The 18,521-nt window shown below is 71.9% G+C and carries 17 protein-coding genes; 4 read left to right on the top strand and 13 right to left on the bottom strand.

Annotation, left to right across the window (positions count from 1 at the left end):
- Window positions 1-125: 125 nt before the first annotated feature.
- The 6 genes from ABT245_RS24895 to ABT245_RS24870 all read right to left on the bottom strand — a co-directional run bounded on the left by ABT245_RS24895 (window position 126) and on the right by ABT245_RS24870 (window position 7,048).
- Window positions 126-812: a response regulator gene (locus ABT245_RS24895; RefSeq protein ID WP_351737092.1), complete on the bottom strand. Its 687-nt coding sequence runs from the start codon at window positions 810-812 to the stop codon at window positions 126-128.
- Window positions 809-3,364 (bottom strand): sensor histidine kinase, encoded by a 2,556-nt coding sequence (locus tag ABT245_RS24890; RefSeq protein ID WP_351737090.1) that lies wholly within the window; start codon window positions 3,362-3,364, stop codon window positions 809-811. The genes ABT245_RS24895 and ABT245_RS24890 overlap by 4 nt, the downstream gene beginning before the upstream one ends.
- 643 nt (window positions 3,365-4,007) lie before the next feature.
- Window positions 4,008-4,703 carry an ABC transporter ATP-binding protein gene (locus tag ABT245_RS24885; protein ID WP_351737088.1) on the bottom strand — a complete coding sequence of 232 codons (696 nt, stop codon included), beginning with the start codon at window positions 4,701-4,703 and terminating at the stop codon, window positions 4,008-4,010.
- Between the two features lie 401 nt (window positions 4,704-5,104).
- Window positions 5,105-5,869 (bottom strand): DUF3710 domain-containing protein, encoded by a 765-nt coding sequence (locus ABT245_RS24880; protein WP_351737086.1) that lies wholly within the window; start codon window positions 5,867-5,869, stop codon window positions 5,105-5,107.
- Between the two features lies 1 nt (window position 5,870).
- The gene (dut, locus tag ABT245_RS24875; RefSeq protein ID WP_502982183.1) at window positions 5,871-6,407 is read right to left on the bottom strand and encodes a dUTP diphosphatase; all 537 of its coding nucleotides are present in this window, start codon (window positions 6,405-6,407) and stop codon (window positions 5,871-5,873) included.
- A gap of 56 nt (window positions 6,408-6,463) precedes the next feature.
- Window positions 6,464-7,048, bottom strand: coding sequence for a PaaI family thioesterase (locus ABT245_RS24870; RefSeq protein ID WP_351737082.1), 585 nt, complete (start codon window positions 7,046-7,048; stop codon window positions 6,464-6,466).
- Window positions 7,049-7,385: 337 nt separating this feature from the next.
- Between ABT245_RS24870 and ABT245_RS24860 the strand changes: the two genes are divergently transcribed.
- Window positions 7,386-7,853 carry a DUF3093 domain-containing protein gene (locus ABT245_RS24860; protein ID WP_351737080.1) on the top strand — a complete coding sequence of 156 codons (468 nt, stop codon included), beginning with the start codon at window positions 7,386-7,388 and terminating at the stop codon, window positions 7,851-7,853.
- 84 nt (window positions 7,854-7,937) lie between these two features.
- Here ABT245_RS24860 and ABT245_RS24855 read toward each other — a convergent pair whose 3' ends face one another.
- From ABT245_RS24855 to ABT245_RS24840, 4 genes are all read right to left on the bottom strand, one after another.
- Window positions 7,938-8,897, bottom strand: a complete 960-nt coding sequence (locus ABT245_RS24855) for a hypothetical protein (protein ID WP_351737078.1) — start codon at window positions 8,895-8,897, stop codon at window positions 7,938-7,940.
- Window positions 8,898-8,910: 13 nt separating this feature from the next.
- Entirely contained in the window at window positions 8,911-9,207 is a 297-nt protein-coding gene (locus ABT245_RS24850; protein WP_351348258.1) for a DUF4193 domain-containing protein, read from the bottom strand.
- A gap of 438 nt (window positions 9,208-9,645) precedes the next feature.
- Window positions 9,646-10,875, bottom strand: coding sequence for a sensor histidine kinase (locus ABT245_RS24845; RefSeq protein ID WP_351737076.1), 1,230 nt, complete (start codon window positions 10,873-10,875; stop codon window positions 9,646-9,648).
- 6 nt (window positions 10,876-10,881) lie between these two features.
- Complete coding sequence (locus tag ABT245_RS24840) at window positions 10,882-11,535, bottom strand: response regulator transcription factor (RefSeq protein ID WP_007387794.1); 654 nt, start codon at window positions 11,533-11,535, stop codon at window positions 10,882-10,884.
- 414 nt (window positions 11,536-11,949) lie between these two features.
- Here ABT245_RS24840 and ABT245_RS24835 point away from each other — a divergent pair, with 414 nt between their 5' ends.
- Window positions 11,950-12,123, top strand: coding sequence for a hypothetical protein (locus ABT245_RS24835; protein WP_351737074.1), 174 nt, complete (start codon window positions 11,950-11,952; stop codon window positions 12,121-12,123).
- Between the two features lie 554 nt (window positions 12,124-12,677).
- On the opposite strand, the gene ABT245_RS24830 is transcribed toward ABT245_RS24835, so the two are convergent.
- Window positions 12,678-13,514 (bottom strand): inositol monophosphatase family protein, encoded by an 837-nt coding sequence (locus ABT245_RS24830; RefSeq protein ID WP_502982182.1) that lies wholly within the window; start codon window positions 13,512-13,514, stop codon window positions 12,678-12,680.
- Window positions 13,511-14,638, bottom strand: a complete 1,128-nt coding sequence (locus tag ABT245_RS24825) for a ferrochelatase (RefSeq protein ID WP_351737070.1) — start codon at window positions 14,636-14,638, stop codon at window positions 13,511-13,513. Before ABT245_RS24825 ends, ABT245_RS24830 begins: the two co-directional genes overlap by 4 nt.
- A gap of 206 nt (window positions 14,639-14,844) precedes the next feature.
- Between ABT245_RS24825 and ABT245_RS24820 the strand changes: the two genes are divergently transcribed.
- Entirely contained in the window at window positions 14,845-16,083 is a 1,239-nt protein-coding gene (locus tag ABT245_RS24820) for an MFS transporter (protein WP_351737068.1), read from the top strand.
- Window positions 16,043-17,362 (top strand): D-arabinono-1,4-lactone oxidase, encoded by a 1,320-nt coding sequence (locus tag ABT245_RS24815; protein ID WP_351737066.1) that lies wholly within the window; start codon window positions 16,043-16,045, stop codon window positions 17,360-17,362. Before ABT245_RS24820 ends, ABT245_RS24815 begins: the two co-directional genes overlap by 41 nt.
- Here the strand turns inward: ABT245_RS24815 and ABT245_RS24810 are convergent.
- Window positions 17,286-18,065 carry a hypothetical protein gene (locus ABT245_RS24810; RefSeq protein WP_502982181.1) on the bottom strand — a complete coding sequence of 260 codons (780 nt, stop codon included), beginning with the start codon at window positions 18,063-18,065 and terminating at the stop codon, window positions 17,286-17,288. The genes ABT245_RS24815 and ABT245_RS24810 overlap by 77 nt on opposite strands.
- Between the last annotated feature and the right edge of the window lie 456 nt (window positions 18,066-18,521).

Genomic DNA, 18,521 nt, shown 5'->3' with positions numbered 1-18,521 from the left:
CCGACACCGACGTACCGCTGGGCCGGGCGAAGCCCCACGGTGGGCAGCGCAGCGCCCTGAAGGGGCGCGGGACCATATCGGCATACGGCCCCGCCGCGCTGGGGGCCCTGTTCCCAGCGGAGCGTTCAGCGCTCGAAGCGGTAACCCATCCCCGGTTCGGTGATGAAGTGCTTCGGGTGCGAGGGGTCCGCCTCCAGCTTCCTGCGCAACTGCGCCATGTACACGCGCAGGTAGTTGGTCTCCGTCCCGTACGAGGGGCCCCACACCTCCTGCAGCAGCTGCTTCTGGCTGACCAGCCGCCCGGTGTTGCGGACCAGCACCTCCAGCAGATGCCACTCCGTGGGGGTCAGCCGTACGTCCCTGCCGCCCCGGTTGACCTTCTTCGCGGCCAGGTCGACGGTGAACCCCTCGGTCTCCACCGTCGTCACGTCGTCCTCCCCGGGACCGACGGGCTCGGCCCGGCGCACCGCGGCCCGCAGCCGGGCCAGCAGCTCGTCCATGCCGAACGGCTTGGTCACATAGTCGTCGGCGCCCGCGTCCAGCGCCTCGACCTTCTCGTCGGAGGAGTGCCTGGCCGACAGGACCAGGATCGGCACCCGGGTCCAGCCGCGCAGGCCCCTGATCACCTCGACGCCGTCCATGTCGGGCAGGCCCAGGTCGAGGACCACCACGTCCGGGTGGCGGGAGGCGGCGAGTTCGAGGGCGGTCCTGCCGTCGGGGGCCGCGTCGACCTCGTACTTGCGCGCCCTGAGGTTGATCACGAGGGCGCGCACGATCTGCGGCTCGTCGTCGATCACGAGCACCCGGGTCATGAGGCCTTCCTTTCCGGTTCTGCTGCGCCCTCTCCGGTGCGAAGGGGCTCGGGACGCGATCCTGCCGCCCGCAGGCTGAGGACCATGGTGAGGCCGCCCCCGGGCGTGTCCTCGGCGTTCAGCGTGCCGCCCATCGCCTCGGCGAAGCCGCGCGCGACCGCGAGGCCGAGCCCCACCCCGGCGCCGCGCGGCGCGTCCCCGTAGCGCTGGAACGGCTCGAATATCCGGTCCTTCGCCTCGTCGGGGATGCCAGGACCACGGTCCACGACCCGCACCTCCACCCGGTCGGCGATGGCACTGGCGGACACCATGACACGCCGGTCGGGCGGACTGTACTTGACGGCGTTCTCCACCAGGTTGGCCATCGCCCGTTCGAGCAGCCCGGGGTCGACGGCGACCATCGGCAGGGTCTCGCGGATGTCCAGCTCCACGCTGTCCTCGGGGACGCCGACCAGCGCCATCGGGACCACCTCGTCGAGGTCTGCCTCGCGGACGATCGCGACGACCGTGCCGGTCTGCAGCCGGGACATGTCGAGCAGGTTGCCGACCAGGTGGTCGAGGCGGTCGGCGCCCTCCTCGATGCCTTCGAGCAGCTCGGCCCGGTCCTGTTCGGACCAGTCCACGTCGTCGGACCTGAGCGAGGTGACCGCGGCCTTGATCCCGGCCAGCGGGGTACGCAGATCGTGGCTGACCGCGGCCAGCAGCGCGGTGCGGATCCGGTTGCCCTCGGCCAGCGTACGGGCCCGGTCGGCCTCTTCCTGGAGGCGCCGGCGGTCCAGCACCACGGCGGCCTGCGCGGCGAACGCGGCCAGCACCCGGCGGTCCTCGGCGGGCAGCACGCGGCCGGTCAGCGCGAGCGCCATGTGGTCCCCGACCGGCACGTCTACGTCGGCGTCCTCGGGCCGCCGGAGCGGCGGTCCGAACCCGGCGCGGCCCGCGCAGGTCCACGGCTCGACGTCGCCGGCCCGCTCCAGCAGGGCGGCGGACTCCATGCCGAATGTCTCCCGGACCCGCTCCAGCAGGTCCTCAAGGCCGGTCTCGCCGCGCAGCACGTTGCCAGCGAGGAACGACAGGATCTCGGACTCGGCGCGCAGCCGGGCCGCCTGGTGGGTGCGCCGGGCCGCCAGGTCCACCACCGAGGCCACGGACACCGCGACCCCGACGAAGATCGCGATGGCGACGATGTTGTGGGGGTCGGCGATGGTCAGCCGGTGCAGCGGGGGCGTGTAGAAGTAGTTCAGCAGCAGCGAGCCGAAGGCCGCGGAGGCCAGGGCGGGCAGCAGCCCGCCGAGCAGGGCCGCCGCCACCGTCAGCGCCAGGAACAGCAGCATGTCGTTGGCGAGTCCGAGGTCCACGGCGTTCAGGCACAGCGCCATGGCGACCGGACCGAGCAGCCCGACCGCCCACCCGGAGACGATCCGGGTCCGGCCGAGCCGGGCGCCCCGGGCGACGGGCAGCCCACGGCCCTTGGCGATCTCCTCGTGGGTGACGATGTGCACGTCGAGGTCGGGGCCCGACTCGCGGGCGACGGTGGCGCCGACGCCGGGCCCGAAGACGTACTGCCAGCTCTTGCGGCGCGAGGAGCCGAGGACGATCTGGGTGGCGTTGACGCCGCGCGCGAAGTCCAGCAGCGCGGCGGGTATGTCCTCGCCGACGACGTGATGGAAGGTGCCGCCCAGGTCCTCGACGAGGGCGCGCTGGACGGCCAGTTCCTTCGGTGAGGCCGCGGACAGGCCGTCGCTGCGGGCTATGTAGACGGCCAGCACCTCGCCGCCTGCGCCCTTCTCCGCGAGCCGCGCCGCCCGGCGGATCAGGGTGCGTCCCTCGGGGCCGCCGGTCAGGCCCACCACGATCCGCTCGCGCGAGCCCCAGATCGCGGAGACCCGGTGCTCGCTGCGGTACTGCTTCAGATACTCGTCGACCCGGTCGGCCACCCACAGCAGCGCCAGCTCCCGCAGGGCGGTCAGGTTCCCGGGCCGGAAGTAGTTGGACAGGGCCGCGTCCACCTTGTCGGGCTGGTAGATGTTGCCGTGCGCCATGCGCCGGCGCAGCGCCTGCGGCGACATGTCGACCAGCTCGATCTGGTCGGCGCGGCGCACCACCTCGTCCGGGACGGTCTCCTGCTGCCGTACGCCGGTGATCGACTCGACCACGTCGCCCAGTGACTCCAGGTGCTGGATGTTGACCGTGGAGACCACGTCGATGCCGGCCGCCAGCAGCTCCTCCACGTCCTGCCAGCGCTTGGTGTTGCGCGAGCCCGGGATGTTGGTGTGGGCCAGCTCGTCCACCAGGGCGACCTGGGGGCTACGGGCCAGTACCGCGTCCACGTCCATCTCGGTGAAGCGCCCGCCGCGGTACTCCAGCTCCCGGCGCGGGACCTGCTCCAGGCCGTGCAGCATCACCTCGGTGCGCGGCCGGTCGTGGTGCTCCACGAAGGCGACGACGCAGTCGGTGCCCCGCTCCACGCGCCGGTGGGCCTCGGACAGCATCGCGTAGGTCTTGCCCACGCCCGGTGCCGCGCCGAGGTAGATCCGGAGCTTTCCACGTGCCATGGCCCTATTGTCTTCCCGTCACCGCCGCCTACGCAGCGTCGACCCTACGACCCGCAAACGCGACGAAAGGGACGGCCGGTCGAGGGCCAGGCAACTTTGACGCAACCCTGATAAGCCAAACCACGCCGAACCGACCACCCACCCCCGCTCACCGAACCGTGCCGACAGACGCTCGTCACAGCACGGCGCGCCCCTTGCCGCCTGGAGCTGCAGTGGACAGCGGATTGGCAGGCACCCACCTGGCCAGGGCAGCGGTTACCCCTTGCCACACCGCGTCCGCCGCCACCCGCTGCCCGCCGACGGGCCGCCCGTTGCCCAGCCGGGGCGGCAGGCGCCCACCGGGCTGGGGCTGCGGTTGTCCGCTGCCAGACCGCCTCAGCCGCCGCCCATCGCCGATTCCCACACCAGGCCAGCCGCCGCCGGTTGCCGAACTGGGGCGGCCCATATCGGTTACCAGGCCGCGTCAGCCACCGTCCGTCGCCGATTCCCGAGCCGGATCAGCCACCACCGGTAGCCAAGCCGAGCCGCCTCCACCCGCTGCCCGCTGGCAAGTCGGCCGCCGCCCGTTGCTCAGCAGGGGCGGCAGGCGTCCGCCCTGGCCGGGGTCTGCGGTTGTCCGTTGGTGGAGCGGAGCCCAGGGGTGTCAGTGTTCGGTGATCTTGCCGTCGCTCAGCTCCAGCACCCGGTCGGCCAGGTCCAGCAGGGTGGTGTCGTGCGTGGCGACCAGTGCGGTGACCCGCTCGCTGTGGACGACGGCCCGCAGCAGCTCCATCACGGCGTGACCGGTCTCGGCGTCCAGCTGCCCGGTGGGCTCGTCGGCGATGAGGAGCGCGGGGCGGTTGGCGAGGGCGCGGGCGATGGCGACGCGCTGCTGCTGGCCGCCGGACAGCTCGCCGGGGCGCTGGGCGGCGTGGTCGGCGAGGCCCACCAGGGAGAGCAGCAGCTCGACGCGTTCCTCGCGCTCGCGCGGATCGGCCCGGCGCAGCCGCATCGGCACGCCGACGTTCTCCGTCGCGGAGAGGATCGGGACGAGCCCGAAGGACTGGAAGACAAAGCCGATCCGGTCGCGCCGCAGTTCCAGCAGGCCGTTCTCGTCCAGGGCGGCGAGATCCCGGCCGTCCACGGTGATCCGGCCCCGGTCGGGCGCGTCGAGCCCGCCGACGACGTTCAGCAGGGTCGTCTTGCCGGATCCCGAGCGCCCCTTGAGGGCGACCAGTTCGCCGCGCGGGATCTCGAAGGACACCCCACGCAGGGCGTGCACGGCGGCGGCTCCGTGCCCGTACGACCGGTGCACGTCCTCGACACGCACCATCGTCTCGGTGACCACCTGAACGTTCATCCACACTCCCCCCCAGGACCGGGCGTCAGTATGGCTGGCCGACGCCCGGCCGTCCAAGGGGTTCGGTTCAGTTCGGGTTGTCACCGTGGGTGGGTCTCCCAGGCGAGGAACTGGGCGGCGGGGCCGCGAACACGCCCAGGGCCAGGGCGGCCACGATCACGAGGAGGGGATACGACGCACAGCAACAAGAAGCACAGCAGAAGGACCGCACCCCCAGGGGTACGGCCCTTGTCGCGTTCACCGCTGACAGCGCACCGAAGGGGCGCGGGGCTGTGTCGCTATGCGGCTCCGCCGCGATGGGGTTCCCCCTGTTCGAGCGAAGCCGAGAACTTGGGGGAGCGACCGGCCACGACGGTGCCGCAGCCGACCGACGGCACATCGCGGCATGTCCAGCGGAGCGCTCAGCGGACCTCGGTGATCTCCGGCCCGCGCTGCAGTTGGCCCATGCCGCCGGAGAAGCGCGAGGACTCCTCCTGCTGCACGCCCTCGGGGACCATCTGGGCGTCGTTCGGCAGCTTCAGGACGATCGGGTCGCGGGGGGCCATCGGACCCTCGCCGCGGACCACGACCGTGTCCCGGAAGATCTGCTCAAGCAGCCCGGCGGCCTGCGGCTGCACCGCGCCCTGGCCCGAGATCACACCGCGCAGGAACCAGCGCGGGCCGTCCACGCCGATGAACCGCACGACCTGGAAGCCGCCGGTGCCGTCCGGCAGTTGCACCGGCACCTGGGCGCGCAGTTCCCAGCCCAGGGGGCCCTCGACCTCGTCGACGATGCCACCCTGCTGGGTGATGCCGGTCGCGATCTCCTCGCGGACCTCGCCCCAGATACCCTCGCGCTTGGGCGCGGCGAATGCCTGCAACTGGACCGCGCTGTCGCGCAGCACGACGGTCGCCGCGACGATCGCGTCGCCCGCGACCTCGACCCGCAACTCCATGCCGTCCACGCCCGGCACGAACAGCCCGCCGAGATCCACCCGGCCCTCGGCCGGGTCACGCACCTCGGAGGCGTCCCAAGGCCCTTCGGGCCGGGGCTCCGGTTCGAGCCGCAGCCGCTCCGGCTCGCCTGCCTCATCCTCGTCCGCCTCGGTGTCGACGCTGTCGACGACCTGCTCGGCCTCGCCGGCCGCGTCCTCGGCGGCACCCTTCTTCTTGCGACGTCCGAACACGTCACTGTCCTTCCCGGTCGGATACGACCGAAGCGTATCGATTCCCACCCGCCTGGCCGCCCTCGGCGACCTGGCCGCTTGTGCCGCTCTCGCCGCCCACGGCGGCATGGCCCCCGGTGGACCCGAAGCCCCCCTCGGCCCGCGCCGAGCCGGGAAGCTCCGCGACCTCCTGGAAGCGGACCCTCTCGACCTGCTGGACGACCAGTTGGGCAATCCGGTCGAAGCGCTCGAACCGTACGGACTCGCGCGGGTCGAGATTCACCACGATCACCTTGATCTCCCCACGGTACCCGGCATCAACCGTCCCCGGGGCATTCACGAGGGCGACACCGCAGCGGGCGGCCAGACCGGACCGGGGGTGCACGAAGGCCGCGTACCCGTCCGGGAGGGCGATCGACACTCCCGTGGGCAGCACGATCCGCTCGCCCGGCCTCAGTTCGCAACTCCGCGTGGTCCGCAGATCGGCCCCGGCGTCACCGGGAAGCGCGTACGCCGGAAGCGGTACGTCGGGGTCGACGCGCCGGATCAGCACGTCCACGGGGGCACGCGGCCCCGGGGGGACGGAGCCCGCCGGGGGCTCGGGGTGCGGGGCGCTCACGGGTTCACCTCGAAGGCGCGGGCGCGCCGGACCTGGTCCGGGTCGCTCAGGGCGGCCTGGATCTCCTCCTCGCGGCCGTTGTCGACGAAGTGGTCGACCTTGACCTCGATGAACAGCGCGTCGGCGCGGACGGCCACGGGGCCGTCGGGGCCTGCGATGCGTCCGACCACGCTGGAGTAGATCTTCCGCCCGGCGACCGCGGTCACCTCGGCGGCCAGGTGCAGCGTCGTGCCGACCGGCACCGGCCGCACGAAGTCGGTCTCCAGCCGGCCCGTCACCGCGACCGTCCGCAGCAGCCAGTTCAGCGAGCCCAGCGTCTCGTCCAAGGCGGTGGCCAGCACACCGCCGTGCGCGAGGCCGGGGGCGCCCTGGTGGGCGGGTTGCACGGTGAACTCGGCGGTCAGGGTGACGCCTTCACCCGCCCGCGCCTCCAGGCGCAGCCCGTGCGGCTGGTCGTGGCCACAGGCGAAACACTGCTCGTAATGCGAACCGAGCAGTTCGCCGGGCGCGGGCGCATCGGGATGCCGCACCGGTGTCACGGCGTCGGCAGGGGGCTGAAGAGCCGCGGAACTACCACTCACAGCCGCAGACCTTACCCGTCCGCCCACCCCGTCACCCGCCCCACGTCCGGCCACGGCAGGGTGTCGGCGGCCGGCGCGTCGCCCTCGTCGGCGGGCCGGCGCGTCGCCCTCGTCGGCGGGCCGGCGCGTCGCCCTCGTCGGCGGGCCGGCGCGTCGCCCTCGTCGGCGGCGCGCGGCACCAGGTGGACGAGACCGACCGGGTACGGGTCGTCGAGGACGGGGCTGACGAAGCCGGGGGTGCCCCGGATCCCGGTTGGTCCCGGCGGCCGTCGCGGCCACCGCCTCGGCCGGGTGCCCTGGTTCGGGGTGTGGGTGCAGGGCGTGCCAAGCTGGGGGCATGGAGGACTCCGGCACCCCGTACGACGAACGCCTCACCGCCCCCCGGTCGTGGTGGCTGATCAGCTTTCTGGTCGGCGTCGCGCTGGCTCTGATCCTGCTCCCCTTCGGCACGCTGCCGATGCTGGGCGGGCTGGCCGGCGGCACGGCCGCCGCCGCGGTCGTGGCCAGCGCCTACGGCTCGCTGCGCATCCGTGTCGTGGGCGACCAGCTGATCGCGGGCGAGGCGAAGATCCCGGTCACGGCGCTCGGCACGATGGAGATCCTGGATCCGGAGGAGGCCCGCGCCTGGCGCACCTACAAGGCCGACACCCGCGCCTTCCTCCTGCTGCGCGCCTACATCCCGCAGGCGCTCCGCGTCGAGGTCACCGACCCGGCCGACCCCACCCCGTATCTGTATCTGTCGACCCGGGCCCCGGAGCAGCTGGCTGCGGCGATCGAGGCGGCCCGCAGCCGCGCGACGGCCTGATCGTCCCGGCCGTCCCGGCCCGGTGGGGCGCTGTGTCACCGCCCCGGTCGTCCCGGCCGCTCGACAGCCCGGTGGGGCGCTGCGTCAGCGCCCCGGTTCGCCGGTGAGGTCCCCCGGTGTCAGCGGTTGGGCGGGAGGCTCCAGTGGGGGCAGCTCGGGAAGTTGGTCCCAGGGAACCTGGACCTTGCGCAGATCGGCGCGGATCCGCGCGGCCAGCTTCTTGGCGTCCCGCCGGTTCATGACCGCCCCGACGGCGGCCCCGACCATGAACGGCATCAGGTTGGGCAGGTCCCGCAGCATCCGCTTCATGATCTGCTGGCGCAGTTCGCGCTTCATATGGCCCCCGAGGGCCGTGTTGATCGTCGACGGCCTCATCACGTCGATCCCGCGCTCCCCCGACCAGGAGGACAGATACGCGGTGCTGCGGGCCATCAGGCCGCCCGGTGGCCGTAGGCCGTAGACCTCGTGCAGTTCGGCGATCAGCTTCAGCTCGATCGCCGCAACCCCGGTGATCTCCGCGGCCAGTTCGGTCGGCATCGCGGGCGGCACCGGGAGCATCGCCGCCGCACCCACCCCGGCCCCGACGGTCGAGGTTCCGTGGGCCGCGCCCGCCACGAGCCTGTCCGCGATCTGCTCGGGCCCGAGGCCCGGGAACTGCCGGCGCAGCGTCGCGAGGTCCCGCACGGGGATCCGCGGGGCCATGTCGATGATCCGGTCGGCGAGGTACGCCAGGCCCGCCCTGGCGCGGCTGCCACCCTTGCGGGCGCCGTCCCGGGCCAGGTCCCGGGCCCTGCCACGGACGACCACGGCCCTTTCCCATGCTCTGCGCCGCGTTCGACCGGGGACCGCCTCCGTCGGTGCGACGGTCGCCGGCTGTTCCGTCGGCGCCGGGCGGTCGCCCCGGTCGACGGCCGGTTCGAGCGAGGCTCCCGCACCGGATGAGCCCCGCTCGACATCACGCGCGCCGTGTGAGCCGTCCCGCGGCCCATGGTCCGCTCCCCGCAGGGGGAAGCGGCGCTTCCGAGGAGGGGTCGAGCCAGTCACGGCCGACCCACCCTCAGTCGCAGTCGCGGCAGATGGGCTGACCGTTCTTCTCGCGGGCCAGCTGGCTGCGGTGGTGCACCAGGAAGCAGCTCATGCATGTGAACTCGTCCTGCTGCTTGGGCAGCACCCGGACCGCCAGTTCCTCGTTCGAAAGGTCGGCGCCGGGCAGCTCCAGGCCTTCCGCGGCCTCGAACTCGTCGACGTCGACCGCGGCGGTCGACTTGTCGTTCCGCCGGGCCTTCAGTTCTTCAAGACTGTCCGAGTCGACGTCGTCGTCGGTCTTGCGTGGAGTGTCGTAATCGGTTGCCATGTCGCTCTCCCCCTCTGGGTGTCTGCGGTGTCTCCAGCGCACGTAACGCGTGAGAGGCCGGACTTGTGCCCGACCCGAGGCGGAGATTTTGCCTCACATCAAGGTCTGTTACTCAATCGACACCCAACCGGACTCCTCAAGAGTGATCGGCTTGGATGGCGATGGGGACCGTACACGGTCCGGATGCCGCACCTCAAAGGCGTCTCACCGAGTACTTCCCGTGATCAAGACCCTTGAAAACCAGGACTTTTCCGGCTTTTCGCCTGGGTTTGCGATCACGGAGCGTAGATGGCCGGAAATCCGCCCATGTGATCGATCACACAGGAGAAGCCGCTTCGACCCACCCAGAAATTCCGCGCAAAGCGAACATCCCCGCGTGTGTCGGCCGGCTCGATCAAGATCGTCCGCGCTGCGGCCGAGATCCCCGTCGAGAGCGCGTCACATCGGCAGCGTAACCCGCATCACGAGCCCGCCCCCCTCACGCGGTTGTGCCGAGATGTGTCCGCCGTGCGCGCGCGTCACAGACCGGACTATGGACAGGCCGAGGCCGACCCCCTTGTCACTGCCCGTGCGCTCCGTACGGAGCCTCCTGAAGGGCTCGAAGAGGTTGTCGATCTCGTACGCCGGCACCACCGGGCCGGTGTTCGAGACGGACAGCACCGCCTGGCCGTGCCGGACGTCGGTGGTGACCTCGACCCAGCCGTCCTCGGCCACGTTGTACCGCACGGCGTTCTGCACCAGGTTCAGGGCGATCCGCTCCAGCAGGACGCCGTTGCCCTGGACCACCGCGGGCCCGCACTCGCCCGTGATCCGCACACCCTTGGCCTCCGCCTCCGCGTGCACCTGGTCGATGGCCTGGGAGGCGACCTCGGCAAGGTCCACGGGCTTGCGCTCGACGATCTGGTTGTCGCTGCGGGCGAGCAGCAGCAGTCCCTCCACGAGCTGCTCGCTGCGCTCGTTGGTGGCCAGCAGCGTCTTGCCCAGCTGTTGCAGCTCCACCGGCGCGTTCGGGTCGGACAACTGCACTTCCAGGAGCGTGCGGTTGATCGCCAGCGGGGTGCGCAGCTCGTGCGAGGCGTTCCCGACGAAGCGCTGCTGGGCCGTGAACGCCCGCTGCAATCGCTCCAGCATGTCGTCGAAGGTGTCGGCCAGCTCCTTCAGTTCGTCGTCCGGGCCGTCCAGTTCGATCCGCCGGGACAGGTCCGAGCCCGCCACCGCCCGCGCGGTACGGGTGATCCGGCCGAGCGGCGACAGCACACGGCCGGCCATCGCGTAACCGAACGCGAAGGCGATCACGGCGAGGCCCAGCAGGGCCAGCAGCGAGCGGCTGAGCAGATTGTCCAGGGCGACCTGGCGCTGGTGGTCGGCGCACTGGCTGATCGCCTGGTTGAAGTCGGTGGTGTTGATCGCCGGGCAGTTCTCGCTGGAGACCTTGAGCGACGAGAAGCTGACGATCTTGAACAGCGGCTGGTTGCCCGTGTTGATCGCCTGCGCGGCCAGCAGATAGATGATCGACAGCAGCAGGATGCCGGCGATCAGGAACATGCCGCCGTACAGCAGCGTCAGACGTATCCGGATGGTCGGGCGCAGCCAGGGGAACGGCGGCTGGGGCCGCGGGTCCCAGGTGGGCTTCGGGGGCGCCTGCGGGGGCGCGGGTGTCGTCGCCACGTTGCATCAGATCCGATAGCCGGAGCCGGGGACGGTCACGATGACGGGCGGCTCGCCCAGCTTGCGGCGCAGGGTCATGACCGTCACCCGCACGACGTTGGTGAACGGGTCCGTGTTCTCGTCCCATGCCTTCTCCAGAAGCTGCTCCGCGGAGACCACGGCACCCTCGCTGCGCATCAGCACCTCCAACACGGCGAACTCCTTCGGCGCGAGCTGGACCTCCTTGCCGTCCCGGAAGACCTCGCGGCGGTTCGGGTCGAGCTTGATCCCGGCCCGCTCCAGGACGGGCGGCAGGGGCACACTGGTGCGCCGGCCGAGGGCACGCACGCGTGCGATCAGCTCGCTGAACGCGAAGGGCTTGGGCAGATAGTCGTCGGCCCCGATCTCCAGTCCCTCGACGCGGTCGCTGACATCGCCGGACGCGGTGAGCATCAGCACGCGCGTGGGCATGCCCAGCTCGACGATCCTGCGGCAGACGTCGTCGCCGTGCACGAGCGGGAGGTCGCGGTCGAGGACGACCACGTCGTAGTCGTTGACGCCGATGCGCTCGAGGGCTGCCGCACCGTCGTACACGACGTCGACGGCCATGGCCTCCCGGCGCAGCCCGGTGGCCACCGCATCCGCGAGCAGTTGCTCGTCCTCGACGACGAGTACGCGCACGTCGTATGTCCTTCCTGTGTCCACTCGCGTAGCGCAACCGTGGGCGCACGGGTGGGAATCCTCGTGGGGTGTGACTCCATCCTGCCCTTTTCGGCCATAAGTCGGCTGTAAGACGGGTGCCCGGACCGGACGGAACGGGGCGCTGGAGCGGGAATGCCAGATTTTCTCCCGCGGTTGAGGTTTCCATGGCGGGGAGCGGGGGGAGGACCGCTTTACACCCCGCGATCACGCTCTGCATGTGCCGTACCACCATGTGGTACGTCGCGGTCCGCTTCCCGCAGAGCGGGCGTGGGTGTCCGGCACCGTCGCCGCCCAGCACGGGCTGCGCTGGGCACCTGCAAGAGACGTGATCGCCCCTTCCCAACGGCACACCCCCGTGCCACCGACCCACGACCCAGGACGAGGGGGCGCAGCATGGACGCATTCACCGCAGGACTTCTGCAGCGCATAAAGGCGACCGAGTCCGACCTGTCCCGGGCTCGCGACGAGGGCGACGACTTCCTCGTGGAGGTGGAGCAGGCCGAGCTCGACGACCTGCGCCGCCTCGCCGCCGAACACGGTGTGGAGGTCGGCGCGACCAGCGTCTGACAGCCCGTAGCGCAGCGACAGAACCCCGGCGAATCCAGCGCCGGGGTTCTGTCGTGTCTGGTCGCTCGCCTGCGGGGCGGCGCTCCTTCGGCTCCCTGCGGGCCGACGCGTGCGGACAGCCGGACCGGGACGGCCCGCGCCACCGGCCCGCGGCCGGGAACCTTGCCGCCGGCCGCGCGGGCACGGGCAGGGGTCTGTCCATCGGCCGCCGGGACCGGGCAGAGGCACCGCCGTCGGCAGGGCGGGCTCGGGAACAGGGCCTGGATCGGCCGGGGCCGCCGCCACCCCAGGGCTGGCGCAGCACGCGTTCCGTGGTACCGCCACGGCCGACGAGACCGCCTCCCGCGAACCGGGGCACCAGCTCGGTCAGGGCCGCGTCACCGTGCACCGCGACCAGCAGCAGCCTGTCCTCGGTCGGCAGGCCCGTGGCTACGAGGGGGTCACCGCCACAGACATCCACCGCGTCCAAAGGCCCCGGGTGCAAGCCCTGCCGTTGGCCGGGGAGCCTGGGTGGTGGGTCCTGGGGCCGCCCCGCCCGGCGGGTGGTGTGGTGCTCAGTCGTGCCAGGCTCCGAAGTCTTCCAGGAGGCGCTGGAGGGGCTCGAAGACGCCGGGGGTGGCCGCGACCGTCAGATCGCTGGAGGGACGTTCTCCGAGGCGTCCACCGGTCAGGGCGCCCGCCTCCCGGGCGATCAGGTCGCCCGCGGCTACGTCCCAGGCGTTCAGTCCGCGCTCGTAGTAGCCGTCGAGACGGCCCGCGGCCAGGTCGCACAGGTCGACGGCGGCCGAGCCGCCGCGCCGGATGTCGCGCAGCAGCGGGATCAGCCGGGCGGCCACCTCGGCCTGGTGGGTGCGGACCTCCGTCACGTAGTTGAAGCCGGTCGACACCAGGGCCTGCTCCAGGGGCGCGGAGGTGCGGCAGGACAGCGCGCGCTCGCCCTCCCAGGCGCCGGTCGCCCAGGCACCGCCGCCGCGCACCGCGTGGTACGTCTCACCGCGCATCGGGGCGGCCACCACGGCGACGACGGTCTCGCCGTCCTGCTCGGCCGCGATGGACACGGACCAGGTCGGCAGCCCGTACAGGTAGTTGACCGTGCCGTCGAGCGGGTCGATCACCCAGCGGATGCCGCTCGTGCCCCCGCTGGAGGCGCCCTCCTCGCCCAGGAAGCCGTCGTCCGGGCGGTGGTCGGCGATCAGGCCGGTGATCAGCTTCTCGGCCGCTATGTCCATCTCGGTGACGACATCAATCGGGCTGGACTTGGTCCGCGCCACCGCGAGGTCGGCCGGGCGGCCGTCCCGCAGCAGCTCGCCGGCGCGGCGGGCGGCCTCGCGGGCGAGTGCGAGCAGGTCCGGGTACTGCGGGTGCAGGGTCTCGGTCACGGGGCTCCTCATGCGTAGGGGCTGTCGGCGCCCGCGGCGGCCGGCTTGGGCGCGCGGGCCGGGCAGCAGCCGACCGGGCAGACGTCATGGCTCGCGCCGAGCGCGCCCAGGGCGCACGGAGTGATGGCCCGCCCGCTCTCCGTGGCGGCGCGCTCCAGGACCAGCTCGCGGATCGCGGCGGCGAACCGCGGGTCGGCGCCGACCGTGGCCGACCGGCGCACCGGCAGGCCCAGCTCCTCCGCCTTGGCCTTCGCCTCCGTGTCGAGGTCGTAGAGGACTTCCATGTGGTCGGAGACGAAGCCGATGGGGGCCATGACGACGGCGGGGACCCCGGCGGCGTGCCGCTCCTCCAGGTGGTCGCAGATGTCGGGCTCCAGCCATGGGATGTGCGGGGCGCCGGAGCGGGACTGGTAGACGAGCCGCCACGGGTGGTCGACGCCGGTGCGCGCGCGGACGGCGTCGGCGATCAGCTGGGCCACGTCCAGGTGCTGCTCGACGTAGGCGCCGCCCTCGCCGTGGGCCTCCTCGGGGCCCGAGGTGTCGGCGGCGGAGGTGGGGACGGAGTGGGTGGTGAAGGCGATGTGGGCGCCGTCGCGGACGCCCTCGGGGAGGTCGGCGAGGGCGTCCAGCACGCCGTCGATCATGGGTTCGACGAAGCCGGGGTGGTTGAAGTAGTGCCGCAGCTTGTCGATCCTCGGCAGGTCGAGGCCGTCCGCCTTCAGGGCGGCCAGCGCGTCGGCCAGGTTCTCGCGGTACTGCCTGCAGCCCGAGTAGGAGGCGTAGGCGCTGGTGGCGAGGACCAGGACGCGGCGGTGCCCGTCGGCGACCAGTTCGCGCAGGGTGTCCGTCAGGTACGGCGCCCAGTTGCGGTTGCCCCAGTAGACCGGCAGGTCCAGGCCGTGCTCGGTGAAGTCCTCGCGCAGGGCGGCGAGCAGGGCGCGGTTCTGGTCGTTGATGGGGCTGACCCCGCCGAACAGGAAGTAGTGTCGGCCGACTTCCTTGAGGCGTTCCTTGGGGATGCCGCGGCCCCGTGTCACGTTCTCCAGGAACGGGACCACGTCGTCCGGCCCTTCGGGGCCGCCGAAGGAGAGCAGGAGCAGGGCGTCGTAGGGGCTGGCATCGAGCGCGTCTGGCATGCCTCGATCCTGCCACCCGGCACTGACGGCCGGGAAACAGCGGGGTGACGAGTGCGGTTCCGGGCGGATTTCCCGCGACTTTGCCAGTGCATCAGGGTGACCTAACTCGTAAGCTGTATCAGTTGTCTTCACGCCTTACCGAGCCGACGCGTGTCCCGTACCCGCCGTCGGCCGGGCCGCCCGCCGCACCGTATTCGGAGACCCCTGTGCCCAGCCCCTACCGCGCTCTGTTCGCTGCGCCCGGCACCAGGGCGTTCTCCGCCGCGGGTTTCCTCGGCCGGATGCCGCTGTCGATGATGGGCATCGGCGTGGTCACGATGGTCTCCCAGCTGACCGGGCGGTACGGGCTCGCGGGTGCGCTGTCGGCCACCATCGCGCTGTCGGCCGCGGCGATCGGTCCGCAGATCTCCCGGCTGGTCGACCAGTACGGGCAGCGCAGGGTGCTGCGCCCCGCGACCCTGGTCGCGCTCGTCGCGTCCGCCGGGCTGCTGTGCGCCGCGTACTTCTCGTGGCCGGACTGGGTGTTGTTCGTGTGCGCCGCCGGGATCGGCTCGGTGCCCAGCCTGGGCGCGATGATCCGGGCCCGGTGGGCGGCCCTGTACCGGGGCACCCCGCAACTGCACACCGCCTACTCGTTCGAGTCGGTGATCGACGAGGCCTGCTTCATCTTCGGGCCGATCATCTCCATCGGCCTGTCCACCGCCTGGTTTCCCGAGGCGGGACCGCTGCTGGCCTCCTGCTTCCTGGCCGCGGGCGTCTTCTGGCTGACCGCCCAGCGCGCCACCGAGCCCGAGCCGCACCCGCGCGGGCACCACGGCGGCGGCAGCGCGCTGCGCGCACCCGGCCTCCAGGTGCTGGTGGCCACGTTCGTCGCCACGGGAGCGATCTTCGGGGCGGTCGACGTGGTCACGGTCGCCTTCGCCGACGAGCGCGGCCACAAGGCCGCCGCGAGCGTCGTCCTGGCGCTGTACGCGGCGGGCTCCTGCGTGGCCGGGGTGGTGTTCGGGCTGCTGCGCTTCTCCGGGGCCGCGGAACGCCGGTGGCTGCTGGGCGTATGCGCGATGGCCGTGAGTATGATCCCCCTCCTACTGGTCGGAAACCTGTCGCTTCTGGCCGTGGCGCTGTTCGTTGCGGGCCTGTCCATCGCGCCGACGATGATCACGACGATGTCCCTCATCGAAGAGCACGTACCTCGCGCGAAGCTCACCGAGGGCATGACCTGGGTGAGCACCGGCCTCGCGGTCGGGGTCGCGCTCGGCTCCTCCGTGGCCGGCTGGGTGATCGACACGGCCGGTGCGCGCGCCGGGTACGGGGTTCCGGCCGTGTCCGGGGCCGTCGCGGTCGTGGTCGGTTTCCTCGGGTACCGCCGGCTCAGCAGGCCGGCCACGGGTCGCGGAGGCGTCGTTGAGCAGCACAGCGAGCGGAAAGAACGGCACGTGGCGTAACTGGGGAGGCAATGTCGTCGCCCGCCCCGCGCGGGAGGTGATGCCGGCCTCGGTGGAGGAGCTGGCGTCGGCCGTGCGGCAGGCCGCCGAGGACGGCCTGCGGGTCAAGGCGGTCGGCACCGGGCACTCCTTCACCGCCGTCGCCGCCACCGACGGTGTGTTGATCCGCCCTCAACTGTTGACCGGCATCCGCAGGATCGACCGGGACGCCATGACCGTCACCGTTGAGGCGGGCACCCCGCTCAAGAGGCTCAACATGGCCCTCGCGCGCGAGGGGCTGTCGCTCACCAACATGGGCGACATCATGGAGCAGACCGTCTCCGGGGCCACCAGCACCGGCACCCACGGCACCGGCCGGGACTCGGCCTCCATAGCCGCCCAGATCAAGGGACTTGAGCTGGTCACGGCGGACGGCTCGGTGCTCTCCTGCTCCGAGAAGGAGAACCCGGAGGTATTCGCGGCCGCCCGGATCGGTCTGGGCGCCCTCGGCGTCGTCACCGCGATCACCTTCGCCGTGGAGCCGGTCTTCCTGCTGACGGCCCGCGAGGAGCCGATGCCGCTCGACCGGGTGCTGGCCGAATTCGATCAACTCTGGGCGGAGAACGAGCACTTCGAGTTCTACTGGTTTCCGCACACCGGCAACACCAACACCAAGCGCAACAACCGCAGCGCGGGCCCGGAGCGGCCGGTGGGGCAGGTGGCGGGCTGGTTCGAGGACGAGTTCCTCTCCAACGGGGTGTTCCAGGTGGCCCAGTGGGTCGGCCGGGCAGCGCCCGCGACCGTCCCGGCCATCGCCCGGATCTCCAGCAGGGCGCTGTCCTCGCGCGTCTACACGGACATTCCCTACAAGGTCTTCACCTCCCCGCGCCGGGTGCGGTTCGTGGAGATGGAGTACGCCGTTCCGCGGGCGGCCCTGGTGGACACGCTGCGCGAACTGAAGTCGACGGTCGACCGCTCCGGCCTCCGGATCAGCTTCCCGGTCGAGGTGCGCACGGCCCCGGCCGACGACATCACCCTGTCCACCGCCTCGGGCCGGGACAGCGCGTACATCGCAGTCCACATGTTCCGGGGCACGCCGTACCAGGCGTACTTCACCGCCGCCGAGCGGATCTTCACCGCGCACGGGGGCCGCCCGCACTGGGGCAAGGTGCACACCCGGGACGCCGCCTACTTCGCCGACGCCTACCCGCGCTTCGGTGAGTTCACGGCGTTGCGGAACCGACTGGATCCGGAACGGCGGTTCCAGAACGACTACTTGCGGAGGGTGCTGGGGTCGTAGCGGAGCCGCTGGGCGTGGGGGTGATCACCGGCGTCGAGTCCGTACGGCCGTCCTGTCGCCCCTGCGGGGAGCCGCTCGGTGTGGGCGTCGGGCCGCCGCTCGGTTCGCCGTCGCTCCCCGTCGAACCGCCGGTGCCCGCCGGGTGGGTGGCCGAGCGGGACGAGGGCGAGGCGGGCATCGCCGGGGACGAGGGTGAGGAGTCGCCGCGGGACTTCGAGGAGGTCGAGCCGCGGACCGCGTCGCTGATCGTCGTGCCCGTGCCGCCGCCGAAGCTGTTGCCGGAGACCAGTTCGTACGTCGTGATGCCGGCCAGGGCGAGTCCGAACACGAGGGCGGCGGCGAGCACCGGGCGCCGCCCGCCGCGGATCCGCGCGCGGTAGACCGTGCCCTCGGTGAACTCGCCGGGCGCCGGCGGTGCTTGGTCCTCGGGCTTGGCGGCGACCGCCGCGCCGCGGATCTGTTCGCCGGTCCGCGAGAAGAAGTGCTGGAAGAGGCTGCCGCCGCAGGTGGCCACGACGCTGACGACGCCGGCCCCGAGGATGGTGCCGTAGACGCCGAAGTAGGAGGCGAGTTTGGCGGCCACGACCGCGGCCACGGCGCTGCCCGCGACCTGCGGGACGCTCAGGTCGATGCGCCTGCGCCGCGGTTCTGCGCCCCCGTCCCGCCCGCTCGACTCACCGCCCATATCGGGCATTTCGCGCATCCCGGACCCTTCCTGCCTTTCGCGTACGTGATCGACCGACTGCACGAGAAGGTGACGTACGGGCGAAACCGATAGTTCCGTTTCTGTGGATTGCGTGAAGTTCGCCACGGTCACGCCCATGAAATCCGGGTTGCGGACGACCGACTCCCCCTCCTTGCCGGAAGTTGGACGGCGCGCCAATCCACGCACGTGGCCCAAATGGAGTACTGTTGCGAGCCCTGGGCCGGCCTCCCGCCAGGGTGTCCGGGGCCTTGCTGGACCGCCGGGAGGGGGCTAGTTGCACAGGGTGACGGAGTTGGTCACTTAGCGTTGCGAATAGGTAACCGTGCCATAACGGCGATCCAGGGTCTGCGCCCGACACGCCGGGCAACTCGGCAAGGTTGTGGCAGGCTGCACCCGGGCAGGCCACACTCGACTAGCGGAAGCAGCGACGCAGGTGACGTCGGCAGGCACCAC

Source organism: Streptomyces sp. NPDC001508 (assembly GCF_040298665.1).
In the GTDB taxonomy this organism is placed as follows: Bacteria; Actinomycetota; Actinomycetes; order Streptomycetales; family Streptomycetaceae; genus Streptomyces.
Note: the sequence above shows the minus strand (reverse complement) of the source record. Positions and strands in the feature narration are given on the sequence as shown.